This window comes from Staphylococcus nepalensis (genome assembly GCF_002442935.1).
Classification (GTDB): domain Bacteria; phylum Bacillota; class Bacilli; order Staphylococcales; family Staphylococcaceae; genus Staphylococcus; species Staphylococcus nepalensis.
In genome coordinates, this window is sequence record NZ_CP017466.1 from 1,011,925 (window position 1) to 1,025,825 (window position 13,901).

Here is a 13,901-nt window from a genome sequence, read left to right on the forward strand (position 1 = left end):
GTCTCAGGCTTATTTATTTATGTTATAATTTATTAGCATGTATTGATTAACTGTAAGTCTGAACATAAGTTATTTACATAGTATTTAAATAAAACATACAAATAGGATTTAACCTTTAATAAACTGGGAATAAAAATAGTATTACCAAATATATATAAGTGAAGTAATACATAATATTAATTTAAAAAGATTTTGTTTCATAGGTGTGTTTTGCAAACTATAAATTTTTAATTTATAATGCAAATAATGTAACAAAATTGAAATATTGATTGAAAGGTAAAGGAGATCAAGCGAATGGCTCAAGAAGTGATAAAAATCAGAGGTGGTCAAACACTTAAAGGTGAAGTTAATAATCATGGCGCAAAAAACAGTGCCGTGGCTATAATCCCTGCAGCAATATTGGCAGAAGAAAAAGTAACGATAGAAGGTCTTCCACAGATTTCAGATGTAGAAACGCTAGTGAGTTTATTGGGCGATTTAAATATAAAAACCAATTTAAACGGAATGACGCTAGAAGTGAATCCAAATGAAATTAAAAATGCCCCCTTGCCAAATAATAAAGTAGAATCATTGCGCGCTTCATATTATATGATGGGCGCGATGCTAGGCAGATTTAAAAAATGCGTCATTGGTTTGCCAGGCGGTTGTCCTTTAGGTCCAAGACCAATCGACCAACACATTAAAGGATTTAAAGCATTGGGTGCACGCATTGATGAATCTAGTGAAACATCTATGAAGATTGAAGCTGACCGCTTAATAGGTGCTAATATATTTTTAGACATTGTAAGTGTAGGCGCTACTATAAATATCATGCTAGCAGCAGTTCGTGCAGAAGGACAAACAGTAATTGAAAACGCAGCGAAAGAGCCCGAAGTAGTTGACGTGGCTAACTTTTTAACAAGTTTAGGTGCTAATATTAAAGGTGCAGGTACAAGTACAATCAAAATCAAAGGTGTAGACCAACTTCATGGGTCTCATCATCAAGTCATTCCAGATAGAATTGAAGCTGGTACTTATATGTGTATAGCGGCTGCTTGTGGAGAAGACATTGCGATTAACAATATTATTCCTACTCATGTTGAGCCATTAACCGTTAAATTAAAGGAGCTTGGTGTAGACATCCAAGTTGGGGAAGACAGCGCGATTATCAAGAGAAACGCCCCGTACTTAAGCGTTGATATCAAGACGTTGGTGTACCCTGGATTTGCTACAGACTTACAACAACCAATTACACCATTGTTGTTTATGGCTGATGGTGTTTCATTTGTAACTGAAACAATTTATCCAGCGCGTTTTAAACACGTTGACGAATTGAGAAATATGGGCGCTAACATTTCATCCGATAACGGTACTGCAACAATAAAACCATCTAAATTAACTGGCGCAGAAGTATATGCAAGTGATTTGCGTGCTGGTGCTTGCCTTATAGTAGCTGGTCTACTAGCAGAAGGGGTTACTACAATTTATAACGTAAAACATATTTATCGTGGTTATACAAATATAGTTGAAACATTAAAATCACTTGGCGCAGACATTTGGACTGAAAAAATTTAATACATGTGGTATACTAAATATACTGATTTTTTGTAGGTTGTGATTTCCGTTTTCTATTATGAAAAATATAAATGATATGAGGTGATGACCATGGAGGTTTGCCCTTATCTCGAAGAAACCTTTAAAATTGTAGGTAGAAGTTGGAACGGTCTTATAATAAATTACTTATCTAGATGTACAGAAAAATCTGCTCATTTTTCTGATATGAAGCGTGATTTGAAAACAATCACGCCTCGCGCGCTAAGTATAAAATTAACAGATTTATGTGAATGGGGCCTTGTAGAGAAAAAAATTATTTCTACGAGCCCGATGAACATTTTATACCAACTTACAGATAAAGGTGATGCCTTAGCAACGGCATTGGTCCCTATGGAAAAGTGGGCGCAAGAATATATTGAATTAGAGAGTTAAATGATATTGATTTTTTGGATTGATTTCTTAATCAATGTATTATTTCAAAACATACTTTATATTCCGTTTATTTTAATAGAACCTGAGGTATTAATTAATATCTCAGGTTCTTCTTATGGCATTGCTGATTGCCTATTGGAAAAATATACTTGTGATTCATTTTATAAAATAGCTTTTTAATTATAAGAACTTTAGCGAGATAGAAATTTTTTAACATTTGGACCTCTGTTCTGCTTCTTTAGTGAGAAATTATATGTTTTTCCTATCGTCTATAGAAGTGTTATAAAAGAGGAGAAAGCGCATAATAACAACGTTTGTAAAGCGTCGACGTGAGCAAATATGTTTAAAAATGTGAAATCTCGGTTACAATATAATTATCAACACAGTTAAGGAGTGAATCATTGATGAGAAATTTCACTAAACAGTATATCAACGGTGAATGGGTTGAAAGTACAAGTGGAGAAACAATTGAAGTAATCAACCCTGCAACAGAAGAAGTAACAGGTATTATTGCGAAAGGTAATAAAGAAGATGTTGATAAAGCAGTAGATGCTGCTGAAAATGTATATTTTGAATTTAGACACAGTTCAGTTCAAGAAAGAAAAGAATTATTAGATAAAATTGTTCAAGAATATAAAAATAGAAAAGAAGATATTATTGAAGCGATTACGGATGAATTAGGTTCTCCGTTAAAAGTTTCAGAAAATGTCCATTATCAAATGGGATTAGATCATTTCCAAGCTGCACGTGATGCATTGGATAATTTTGAATTTGAAGAGCGCCGTGGGGATGATTTAGTTGTTAAAGAAGCTATTGGTGTTGCAGGTTTAATCACACCATGGAATTTCCCAACAAACCAAACTTCTCTTAAATTGTCTGCAGCATTAGCAGCAGGCAGTCCCGTAGTATTAAAACCGTCAGAAGAGACGCCATTTGCAGCGATTATTTTAGCAGAAATATTTGATAAAGCCGGCGTTCCAAAAGGAGTATTCAACTTAGTAAATGGTGATGGCCAAGGTGTTGGTAATCCACTAAGTGAACATCCAAAAGTAAGAATGATGTCATTTACTGGTTCTGGCCCTACAGGTGCTAGCATCATGAGAAAAGCAGCAGAAGATTTCAAAAAAGTGTCGCTAGAGTTAGGTGGTAAATCACCATATATTATCTTGGATGATGCTGATATTGACGGTGCAGCGAGTGCAGCTACTGGTAAAGTAGTAACCAATACAGGTCAAGTTTGTACAGCAGGCACAAGAACATTAGTACCAGAAAGTATTAAAGAAGAATTTTTAACAGCTGTAAAAGAAAAATTCAGCCAAGTTAAAGTAGGCGACCCACGTGCAGAAGGTACGCAAGTTGGCCCGATTATTAGTAAAAAACAATTTGACCAAGTTCAATCATATATTGATAAAGGTGTAGAAGAAGGCGCAGAATTATTCTATGGTGGCCCTGGTAAACCTGAAGGGTTGGATAAAGGATATTTCGCACGTCCAACGATCTTTAATAACGTGGATAATGATATGACAATTGCGCGAGAAGAAATTTTTGGACCTGTAATGTCAATTATCACTTATAATGATGTGGACGAAGCCATCAAAATCGCAAATGATACAGAATATGGGCTAGCATCATACGTATATGGTAAAGATAAAGACACATTACACAAGGTAGCGCGTTCGATTGAAGCAGGTACAGTTGAAATTAACGAAGCTGGACGTAAACCAGACTTACCATTCGGCGGTTATAAACAATCAGGTTTAGGACGCGAATGGGGAGACTATGGTATAGAAGAGTTCTTAGAAGTTAAATCTATTGCTGGTTATTACAAAGCATAGTTTAATAAAATAAAGTTAAAATGTTTAAGTTAAAAGTCTAGTTTAAAGGGCAGCCAAACGATATAATTGGTTGCCCTTATTTTAATATTATGGAGCTTTGAACCATCATTTGACACATGGTATGGTTATGTACTGTTTTAACAGTGTGTTAGCTTCAGAGCTATTTTTATAAATTTCAAAAAGTGAAATACATTTTGTAATTAAATAAGAAATTTGCTATAGTAATAAAAGTAAGTAGCGTAGCTCTCTATGTTATTTAAAACTTTTTTATGAAATGGGTGCAAGATAATGCCTGATAAAGTACGGACATCACCTCAGTACGAATCGTTCCACGAGCTATACAAAAATTACACTACTAAAGATCTTACTCAAAAGGCAAAATCACTTAAATTAACAAATTATAGTAAATTAAATAAAAAAGAATTAGTTCTTGCTATTATGGAAGCCCAAATGGAAAAAGACGGAAACTATTATATGGAGGGTATCTTAGACGATATTCAACAAGATGGTTATGGTTTTTTAAGAACTGTCAATTATTCAAAGGGTGAAAAAGATATTTATATATCAGCTAGTCAAATACGTCGCTTTGAAATTAAACGTGGCGATAAAGTTACTGGTAAAGTCAGAAAACCTAAGGATAATGAGAAATATTATGGTTTACTGCAAGTTGATTTTGTCAATGATGAGAATGCAGAGGAAGTTAAAAAAAGACCACATTTCCAAGCGTTAACACCATTATATCCAGAAGAGCGTATCAAGTTAGAAACAACAAAAACAAATTATTCTACGCGTATAATGGATTTGATTACGCCTATTGGTTTGGGACAACGTGGTTTGATTGTTGCACCTCCAAAAGCGGGGAAAACGTCATTACTAAAAGAAATTGCTAATGCTGTAGCAACAAATAAACCTGATGCAGAACTGTTTGTATTACTTGTAGGTGAACGACCAGAAGAGGTAACAGATATAGAACGTTCTGTTGAATCAGCAGAAGTTGTGCATTCAACATTTGATGAACCGCCACAACATCATGTTAAAGTAGCGGAATTATTATTAGAGCGTGCAAAACGTTTAGTAGAAATTGGTAAAGACGTCATTATTTTGATGGATTCTATTACTAGACTTGCACGTGCATATAATTTAGTTATGCCACCAAGCGGGCGTACGTTATCCGGTGGTTTGGATCCAGCTTCATTGCATAAACCGAAAGCTTTTTTTGGTGCTGCAAGAAATATTGAAGCTGGCGGAAGTATGACTATATTAGCCACAGCATTAGTAGATACTGGTTCGCGTATGGATGACATGATATATGAAGAATTTAAAGGGACAGGTAACATGGAATTACACCTTGACCGTAAATTAGCTGAACGTCGTGTCTTTCCAGCTATTGATATCGGTAGAAGTTCAACTCGTAAGGAAGAGTTGCTAATTTCACCAAAAGATCTAGAATCGCTTTGGCAGCTACGTAATATGTTTACTGATTCAATTGATTTTACTGAAAGATTTGTAAGAAAGCTAAAACGAACAAAAACAAATCAAGAATTTTTCGAACAGTTACAAGAAGCGGCTAAAGAAAGTACTAAAACTGGTAAACCAATTATTTAATGTGAGTTATGGTTTAAATATATGATTTAGGGTTGCGTTTTAGTTTTATAGCAATTATAATTATCAAGTATTGGGTAAAAACTCACAAAAAACTCTGTTCCAGATGGTTCAGGGCAAAGGAGCTGAAAAATATGCAACAAAATATTCATCCTGAATACCACAAAGTTATCTTTTTAGATACAACTACTGATTTTAAATTTTTAAGTGGTTCAACACAATCTTCATCTGAAACTATGGAATGGGAAGATGGAAATGAATACCCAGTTATTCGTTTAGATATTTCGTCTGATTCACATCCATTCTACACAGGACGTCAAAAATTCGCTGCTGCGGATGGACGTGTGGAACGTTTCAACAAGAAATTCGGATTCAAATCAAGCAACGAATAATTGTTGTAATAAGGCATTCTCATTTTATGAGAATGCTTTTTTATTTAATATAAGATATAGGCTATTTTAAAATTTTATGTGGCTAAGCGTTTAGAAATAAGATTACATACAAAATTACAAATATCTTGTGGGAAATTGATATTTTGAAAGAAAAAATATGATATAATAAATCGATTATGTTTTGAAAAAAGGTGGAACGCATAATGAATGAAACTTATCACTCCGGTTGGATTGAATGTATTACTGGAAGCATGTTTAGTGGTAAATCTGAAGAATTAATCCGTCGTTTGAGACGTGGGTTGTATGCTAAGCAAAAAGTAGTTGTATTTAAGCCAGCAATAGATGACCGCTATCATAAAGATAAGATTGTGTCTCATAATGGTAATGCAATTGAAGCTATTAATATTTCAACTGCAGCTGAAATTTACAAACACGATTTATCAAATTTTGATATTATAGCAATAGATGAAGTTCAGTTTTTCGAAAATAATATAGTTCATATTGTTGAAGCATTAGCTGCAAAAGGACATAGAGTTATTACTGCAGGTTTGGATATGGATTTTAGAGGTGAACCATTTGAACCTATACCGTATTTATTAGCAGTAAGTGAAGAAGTGACAAAACTACAAGCTGTTTGTGCTGTTTGTGGCTCATCTTCCAGCCGTACACAACGGTTAATTGACGGTAATCCAGCAAAAATAGATGACCCAGTGATATTAGTTGGTGCAAATGAAAGTTATGAGCCAAGATGCAGAGCACACCATATTGTTGCTCCAAGTGATAATGAGAAGGAGGAAATGTAGTGTTTGATCAATTAGATATTGTAGAAGAAAGATATGAACAATTAAATGAATTGTTAAGCGACCCTGAAGTCGTGAATAACCCTGACAACTTACGAAAGTATTCAAAAGAACAAGCTGATTTACAAAAAACTGTTGAAGTTTACCGTGAATACAAACAAACTAAAGAAGATGAAAATGAAATCGATGAAATGTTAAGAGAAACAAAAGACGAAGAAGAAGTTGAAATGCTTAAAAGTGAAAAACAAGTGCTTACTCAAAAAATACCGAAACTTGAAGAAGAATTGAAATTCTTGTTAATTCCCAAAGACCCTAACGACGAAAAAGACGTAATTGTTGAAATTCGTGCCGCAGCAGGTGGAGATGAAGCTGCTATATTTGCTGGTGATTTGTTTAGAATGTATTCTAGATACGCTGAAGCATATAGTTTCAAAACTGATATAGTTGAGGCTGCTGAAAGTGATCACGGCGGCTATAAAGAAATTAGTTTCTCTGTTTCAGGTACAGGGGCCTATAGTAAATTAAAATATGAAAATGGCGCCCATCGTGTCCAACGTGTGCCAGCGACAGAATCAGGTGGCCGTATCCATACATCTACAGCGACGGTAGCAGTATTACCAGAAGTAGAAGATGTTGAAATAGAAATTCGCAATGAAGATATTAAAATAGATACGTACCGTTCAAGCGGTGCGGGTGGACAGCACGTTAATACGACTGATTCAGCTGTACGTATCACCCATCTTCCAACCGGAGTAATTGCTACTTCATCAGAAAAATCACAAATCCAAAACCGTGAAAAAGCGATGAAAGTGTTGAAAGCACGTTTATTTGATATGAAATTGCAAGAAGAACAACAAAAATACGCAGCGCAACGTAAGTCAGCAGTAGGTTCTGGAGACCGTTCAGAAAGAATTAGAACATATAATTATCCGCAAAGTCGTGTAACTGATCATCGTATTGGGTTAACATTACAGAAGTTAGAACAAGTAATGGAAGGTAAATTAGATGAAATTATTGATGCATTAACTTTAGCAGAACAAACAGATAAATTGAAAGAACTGAATGATGGTGAACTATAGAGATAGATTAAAAAAAGCTCAAGCTAAATGTGTTGAAAAAGGCATCGAACCAACACGACCTGAGTGGTTAATGCTTGACTTGTTTCAGTGGCAGAAGTCAGATTACTTAATGCATTCTAATGATGAAATGACTAAAGCTCATCAAATATTATTTGATAATGCAGAAAGCAGAATGCTAGATGGTGAACCTATACAATATATCGTTGGAACGCAATCTTTTTATGGTGAAATATTCAAAGTAAGCGAACATTGCTTAATCCCACGTCCAGAAACAGAAGAAGTATTGCTACATTTCTATAAGTCAGTGCATTCTGGTGACAAAGTTGTAGACATTGGTACAGGCAGTGGCAATATTCCTATTGTACTTAAGAAATTAAATAGTAATCTGGAAGTCTTAGCTACAGATTTATATGAAGCTACACTCTCTGTAGCTAAGGAAAATGCTGATGCTCATGGAGTAGATATTGCATTTTTACAGGGTGATGCTTTAGCACCATTAATTGAGCGAAATATTAAAGTCAATGGTTTAATCTCAAACCCGCCTTATATAGACAATAGTGAAGCGGATCTAATGGATGATACAGTTCTAAATTACGAACCGTATACTGCGCTATTTGCTAAAGACAATGGTTATCAAGTATATGATACGATTTTACGCCAATTACCAGAGGTATTGTTACCAGGCGCTGCTGTAGTTTTTGAAATTGGTTATAAACAGGGCCCTACTTTAAAAAGAAAAATCGAAGAAAAATACCCAACAGTAGATGTTCAAATAATCAAAGACATTAATAATAATGATAGAATGATTTCTTTCAAATGGTAACTTTAAGAAGTTATGTGCTGAACATGATATGTCATGAAGGTGCATAACTTCTTATTTTGTTTTAAAATTAGCATTAAGATGAAAGGGTGTGTATAAATGAATACAAAAATATGGAACTTACAGCAGGATATTACACAAGAAGATAACACCTATATATATAATGAGATAAAAAATATTTTTGAAAATGGTGGGCTTGTCGCTATTCCGACTGAAACGGTCTATGGTTTAGGCGGCGATGCTAGAAATGAAGCAGCTATAAAAAAAATATATTCTGCTAAAGGTAGACCTTCAGATAATCCTCTGATCGTACATATTCACGATATAAAACAATTAGAATGTTTCACACAGCATATCACCCAAGAAGTGAAGACATTAATGCAACGCTTTTGGCCAGGCCCAATTTCATTTATTTTACCGTTGAAAAAGGGATATTTATGTGAAAGTGTCAGTGGTGGTTTATCATCGATAGCTGTTAGAATGCCGAGTCATCCAGTAGGCAGAAAAGTACTGAAATTTGTAGATTTACCAATCGCTGCGCCTAGCGCTAATTTAAGTGGGAGACCGTCTCCTACTCAATTTGAACATGTGTATAATGATTTGAATCAACGTATTGATGGTATTATTGATGGTGATCAAAGTGAAGAGGGCCTTGAAAGCACGGTGTTGGACTGTACACAATATCCATTTAAAATTGCAAGACCTGGATCAATCACAAAGACAATGATTGAAAGTGTTTTACCAGATAGCATTTCATCAGTAGAGGATTTAAACCATGAAAAACCCATCGCACCAGGTATGAAGTATAAACATTATGCACCAGATACGCCAATTACAATTGTGCAATCTATTTATAAACGACCTTCTTCAGAGAAAAATTGGCAAGATACGGCATTTATATTTCCGAAAAACAAGCGTGACTTGGTACCGAAAGAAGCAATATTTATGCCTTTATGTGAAAATGAGAAAGATATAAAAGGAGCAAATCGTCACTTATACCAGGTTTTGCATGATATAGATCAAAACAACCATATTAATCATGCTTATATATTTGGTTTTGAAAATAATGATGATACGACCGCTATAATGAATAGAATGTTAAAAGCTGCAAACTATACAGTTGTTAAAGGGGAAGAACTATGAAAATCGTTTTTGTTTGTACAGGAAATACTTGTAGAAGTCCGATGGCTGAAAGTATTGCAAGAGCTAAGATGCCTAACTTAGATATTGTGTCACGTGGTTTATTTGCATTAGACGGCGCCCCTGTATCACAGCATACTTTATCTATATTAGAAGAAAATCAATTACCTTTTCCAGAAAATGCAAAAGCCTTTACTGAAGATGATATAAACGCAGACTTAATTTTAACTATGTCTGCATCACACCGAGACACAATCAAACGTATGTATGGCAGTGAAGCACACGTGTTCACAATCAATGAATATGCATCAAATAGCGGTGATGTGTCTGATCCATTTGGAGGCAACAAATTAGAATATCTTAAAATTTTCAATGAATTAAACCCATTGATTGATAAAATAAAAATTAAAATATTAAAGTAATAAATATGTGAAATTAGTATGAGTAACTTACTAAATACGTTATAATAATAACGTGTAGCAAATTTGCTATCAATTAAATTTGTATGTATTGAACTTTTGTATATTGGCTTACTTTTTTAATCAAAAGAAAAGGGGTGTTAATATGGAGGATTTAAAAGCATTATTAAGTGAATTAAAATCTAAATCTTTCTTTAAAGCAAATGAGCTTTGTATTATAGGATGTTCTACATCTGAAGTGATTGGTGAACGCATCGGTAGTGTTGGATCTATGGAAGTAGCGAAAGACATATATGACGCATTAAAAGAAATCGAATCTGAAACAGGGGTTTCCTTTGTATTTCAAGGCTGCGAACATATAAATAGAGCGATAACTATAGAACGAGCGAAGTTCAACCCTTTAACGATGGAAGAAGTAACCGTTGTACCTGATGTTCACGCTGGAGGCAGTTTAGCAACTTATGCATATCAGCATATGGATAATCCGATGGTAGTAGAAGCAATCACTGTTTCTAAAGGGATAGATATTGGCCAAACACTCATCGGTATGCATATCCAACATGTCGCAATTCCGGAGCGTACAAGTATTAAACAAATTGGTGAAGCAATTGTTACAATCGCTTCTTCAAGACCTAAAAAAATTGGTGGCGAAAGAGCAAAATATAACTAATACAGAAACGAGGGGTTTACTAATGTCATTTATTGAAAAGCAAGATAAAGAAATATATGAAGTAATTCAAAATGAGTTTAACCGTCAAAATAATAATATAGAGTTAATCGCTTCTGAAAATTTTGTATCAGAAGCAGTGATGGAAGCTCAAGGCTCAGTATTAACAAATAAGTATGCTGAAGGCTATCCTAACAGAAGATATTATGGTGGTTGTGAATTTGTTGATGTGTCTGAAACATTAGCTATCGAACGAGCTAAACAATTATTTGGTGCTGAACATGTCAATGTCCAACCACACTCTGGTTCTCAAGCAAATATGGCTGTTTATCTCGTAGCATTAGAACATGGTGATACTGTATTAGGTATGAATTTAAGTCATGGTGGCCACTTAACGCATGGCGCACCAGTAAATTTTAGTGGACAATTTTACAACTTTGTTGAATATGGTGTCGATAAAGATAGCGAACAAATAGACTACGATGAAGTTTTAAAAGTGGCTAAAGAACATCAACCTAAATTGATTGTTGCTGGCGCATCTGCATACTCAAAAACGATTGATTTCAAACGTTTTAGAGAAATAGCTGATGAAGTCGGAGCTAAATTGATGGTAGATATGGCACATATCGCTGGATTAGTAGCTGTTGGTTTACATCCAAGCCCTGTAGCATACGCTGATTTTGTAACTACAACAACGCATAAAACATTGCGCGGCCCTCGTGGTGGAATGATTTTATGTAAAGAAGAATACAAAAAGCAAATTGATAAAACCATTTTCCCTGGTATTCAAGGTGGACCTTTAGAGCATGTTATTGCTGCAAAAGCAGTAGCATTTGGTGAGGCTTTGCAAGACGATTTCAAAACTTACCAACAACAAGTTGTAAAAAACGCTAAAGTATTAGCTGACACTTTAAGCCAAGAAGGATTTAGAGTCGTATCAGGTGGTACCGATAATCATCTAGTATGTGTAGATGTAAAAGGATCTGTAAATATAACAGGTAAAGTAGCAGAAGAAACACTTGATGCAATTGGCATAACTTGTAATAAAAATACAATTCCATTTGATCAGGAAAAACCTTTTGTAACTAGTGGTTTACGCCTTGGTACTCCAGCGGCGACTACGCGAGGTTTTGACGAACAAGCATTTGAAGAAGTAGCGAAAATCATTAGTTTAGTATTAAAAGATCCTGAAAATGAAACAACATTAAAAGAAGGACAAGAAAGAGTTAAAGCATTAACTACTAAACATCCTTTATACAATTAAATTGGAGGAAGTAATTATGAGCAACGTACATGTTTTTGATCACCCACTTATTCAACATAAATTAAGTTACATCCGAGATGTACATACAGGTACAAAGGAGTTTAGAGAGCTTGTAGATGAAGTCGGTATGCTAATGGCTTATGAAGTGACTAGAAATTTAGAATTACAGGATGTAGAAATTGAAACACCAGTAACTAAAATGATTGCTCAAAGACTAACTGGAAAAAAATTGGCATTTATTCCAATTCTTAGAGCAGGGTTAGGTATGACTCAAGGCATCTTGAATTTAGTGCCAGCGGCTAGAATAGGCCATGTTGGTTTATATAGAGACCCAGAGACTTTAGAAGCGGTTGAATACTTTGTGAAATTGCCACAAGATATTGAAGAAAGAGAGATTGTTGTGGTTGATCCAATGCTAGCTACAGGCGCATCTGCCATCGAAGCGATTAATTCCCTTAAAAAACGTGGCGCTAGACATATTCGATTTATGTGTCTTATTGCAGCACCAGAGGGTGTAGAAAAATTACAAGAAGCACATGAAGATGTAGATATTTATATTGCGGCATTAGACGAAAAATTAGATGACCATGCTTATATTACACCTGGTTTAGGTGATGCTGGCGACCGTTTATTCGGTACAAAATAGTTTGGCCCAGGAGTGGAGTAATATGAAAAAAATTATGACTGTCTTTGGGACGCGTCCTGAAGCGATAAAAATGGCGCCTCTTGTTTTAGAATTAGAGAATGATGTCGAATTAGAGCCAATCGTGGTTGTAACGGCACAACATAGAGAAATGTTAGATTCTGTTTTGACTAGCTTTAATATAACCCCTAATTATGATCTAAACATTATGAAGCAAGGTCAATCATTATCAGAAATCACTTCCCGTATACTCATTCGATTAGAGGGAGTCATTAAAGAAGAACAACCAGATATGATACTTGTTCATGGTGATACGATGAGCACATTCGCTGGAAGTTTAGCAGCATTATATAATCAAGTACCAATAGGCCATGTTGAAGCAGGCTTACGTACTTGGGATAAATATGCTCCATTTCCTGAAGAAATGAATAGACAAATGGTAGGAGTAATGGCTGATTTGAACTTTGCTCCTACTAATAATGCTGCAAAAAATTTAATTTCTGAAAATAAGCCAAAGGATGCTATTGTAGTAACAGGGAACACAGCTATTGATGCTATGAAAACAACAATTCACAAAGATTATCATTCAGAAATAATTGATAAGCATAAAGATAAACGTATTATCTTATTGACAGCGCATAGGCGAGAAAATATTGGAGCGCCTATGTCTCATATTTTTAAGGCAGTACGAGCTATTGTCGATACTTATGATGATGTTGTTGTTGTTTACCCAGTACATAAAAATCCTAAAGTACGAGCCATTGCAGATTATTATTTATCTAATCATGCTCGTATCGAACTGGTAGAACCGTTAGAGGTGGTAGACTTCCATAATTTTGCCCACCAATCTTATCTAATTTTAACGGATTCTGGTGGTGTTCAAGAAGAAGCACCTTCATTAGGTAAACCAGTGCTTGTATTAAGGGATGTAACAGAAAGGCCTGAAGGTGTCGAAGCGGGGACACTTAAAATTGTAGGTACAAACGAAAACAACATATTCGAAGCAACAAAAGCTTTATTAGACAACAAAAATTTGTATAAGACAATGAGCACAGCACGAAATCCGTATGGCGATGGCAACGCAGCCAACAGAATTTGTCAAAATATTAAGTATTTTTTTGGACTAATTGATAAAAAACCTTCATCTTTCAAATAATAATAGTTTAATGTGTCATTTTTGTGACATTTGTGTAAAAAATTGAATTACAATTTGAATAGAATTGACACGTTAACTACCCTATATTATTATTAAAATTGTATGATTGGAATGGTTTT

Annotated in this window: 14 protein-coding genes; all 14 read left to right on the plus strand. The window is 34.8% G+C overall.

The features are described from left to right. Positions 1–294: 294 nt before the first annotated feature. The 14 genes from BJG89_RS04590 (at position 295) to wecB (ending at position 13,782) form a co-directional block, all read left to right on the plus strand. Positions 295–1,554: a UDP-N-acetylglucosamine 1-carboxyvinyltransferase gene (locus BJG89_RS04590; protein ID WP_096808769.1), complete on the plus strand. Its 1,260-nt coding sequence runs from the start codon at positions 295–297 to the stop codon at positions 1,552–1,554. Positions 1,555–1,644: 90 nt separating this feature from the next. Next, on the plus strand, positions 1,645–1,965 hold the full coding sequence (locus BJG89_RS04595; protein WP_096808770.1) for a winged helix-turn-helix transcriptional regulator: 321 nt from the start codon (positions 1,645–1,647) through the stop codon (positions 1,963–1,965). 404 nt (positions 1,966–2,369) lie between these two features. Next, complete coding sequence (locus BJG89_RS04600) at positions 2,370–3,800, plus strand: aldehyde dehydrogenase family protein (RefSeq protein ID WP_096808771.1); 1,431 nt, start codon at positions 2,370–2,372, stop codon at positions 3,798–3,800. Between the two features lie 288 nt (positions 3,801–4,088). Continuing rightward, positions 4,089–5,405, plus strand: coding sequence for a transcription termination factor Rho (rho, locus tag BJG89_RS04605; protein WP_096808772.1), 1,317 nt, complete (start codon positions 4,089–4,091; stop codon positions 5,403–5,405). Positions 5,406–5,536: 131 nt separating this feature from the next. Continuing rightward, positions 5,537–5,794: a type B 50S ribosomal protein L31 gene (locus BJG89_RS04610; RefSeq protein WP_096808773.1), complete on the plus strand. Its 258-nt coding sequence runs from the start codon at positions 5,537–5,539 to the stop codon at positions 5,792–5,794. A gap of 203 nt (positions 5,795–5,997) precedes the next feature. Next, entirely contained in the window at positions 5,998–6,597 is a 600-nt protein-coding gene (locus BJG89_RS04615; protein WP_096808774.1) for a thymidine kinase, read from the plus strand. Beyond that, positions 6,597–7,673 (plus strand): peptide chain release factor 1, encoded by a 1,077-nt coding sequence (gene prfA / locus BJG89_RS04620; protein WP_096808775.1) that lies wholly within the window; start codon positions 6,597–6,599, stop codon positions 7,671–7,673. The genes BJG89_RS04615 and prfA overlap by 1 nt, the downstream gene beginning before the upstream one ends. Next, a complete protein-coding gene (prmC, locus tag BJG89_RS04625; RefSeq protein ID WP_096808776.1) occupies positions 7,660–8,496 on the plus strand; it encodes a peptide chain release factor N(5)-glutamine methyltransferase in 837 nt (278 codons plus the stop codon). Before prfA ends, prmC begins: the two co-directional genes overlap by 14 nt. 96 nt (positions 8,497–8,592) lie before the next feature. Next, complete coding sequence (locus BJG89_RS04630; RefSeq protein WP_096808777.1) at positions 8,593–9,636, plus strand: L-threonylcarbamoyladenylate synthase; 1,044 nt, start codon at positions 8,593–8,595, stop codon at positions 9,634–9,636. After that, positions 9,633–10,055 (plus strand): low molecular weight protein arginine phosphatase, encoded by a 423-nt coding sequence (locus BJG89_RS04635; protein WP_096808778.1) that lies wholly within the window; start codon positions 9,633–9,635, stop codon positions 10,053–10,055. The genes BJG89_RS04630 and BJG89_RS04635 overlap by 4 nt, the downstream gene beginning before the upstream one ends. A gap of 142 nt (positions 10,056–10,197) precedes the next feature. Next, positions 10,198–10,722, plus strand: a complete 525-nt coding sequence (locus BJG89_RS04640; protein ID WP_096808779.1) for a TIGR01440 family protein — start codon at positions 10,198–10,200, stop codon at positions 10,720–10,722. Positions 10,723–10,744: 22 nt separating this feature from the next. Then, entirely contained in the window at positions 10,745–11,983 is a 1,239-nt protein-coding gene (gene glyA / locus BJG89_RS04645) for a serine hydroxymethyltransferase (protein ID WP_096808780.1), read from the plus strand. Between the two features lie 16 nt (positions 11,984–11,999). Beyond that, entirely contained in the window at positions 12,000–12,629 is a 630-nt protein-coding gene (upp, locus tag BJG89_RS04650; RefSeq protein ID WP_096808781.1) for a uracil phosphoribosyltransferase, read from the plus strand. 22 nt (positions 12,630–12,651) lie between these two features. Continuing rightward, on the plus strand, positions 12,652–13,782 hold the full coding sequence (wecB, locus tag BJG89_RS04655; RefSeq protein ID WP_096808782.1) for a non-hydrolyzing UDP-N-acetylglucosamine 2-epimerase: 1,131 nt from the start codon (positions 12,652–12,654) through the stop codon (positions 13,780–13,782). The last annotated feature ends 119 nt before the right edge of the window (positions 13,783–13,901 follow it).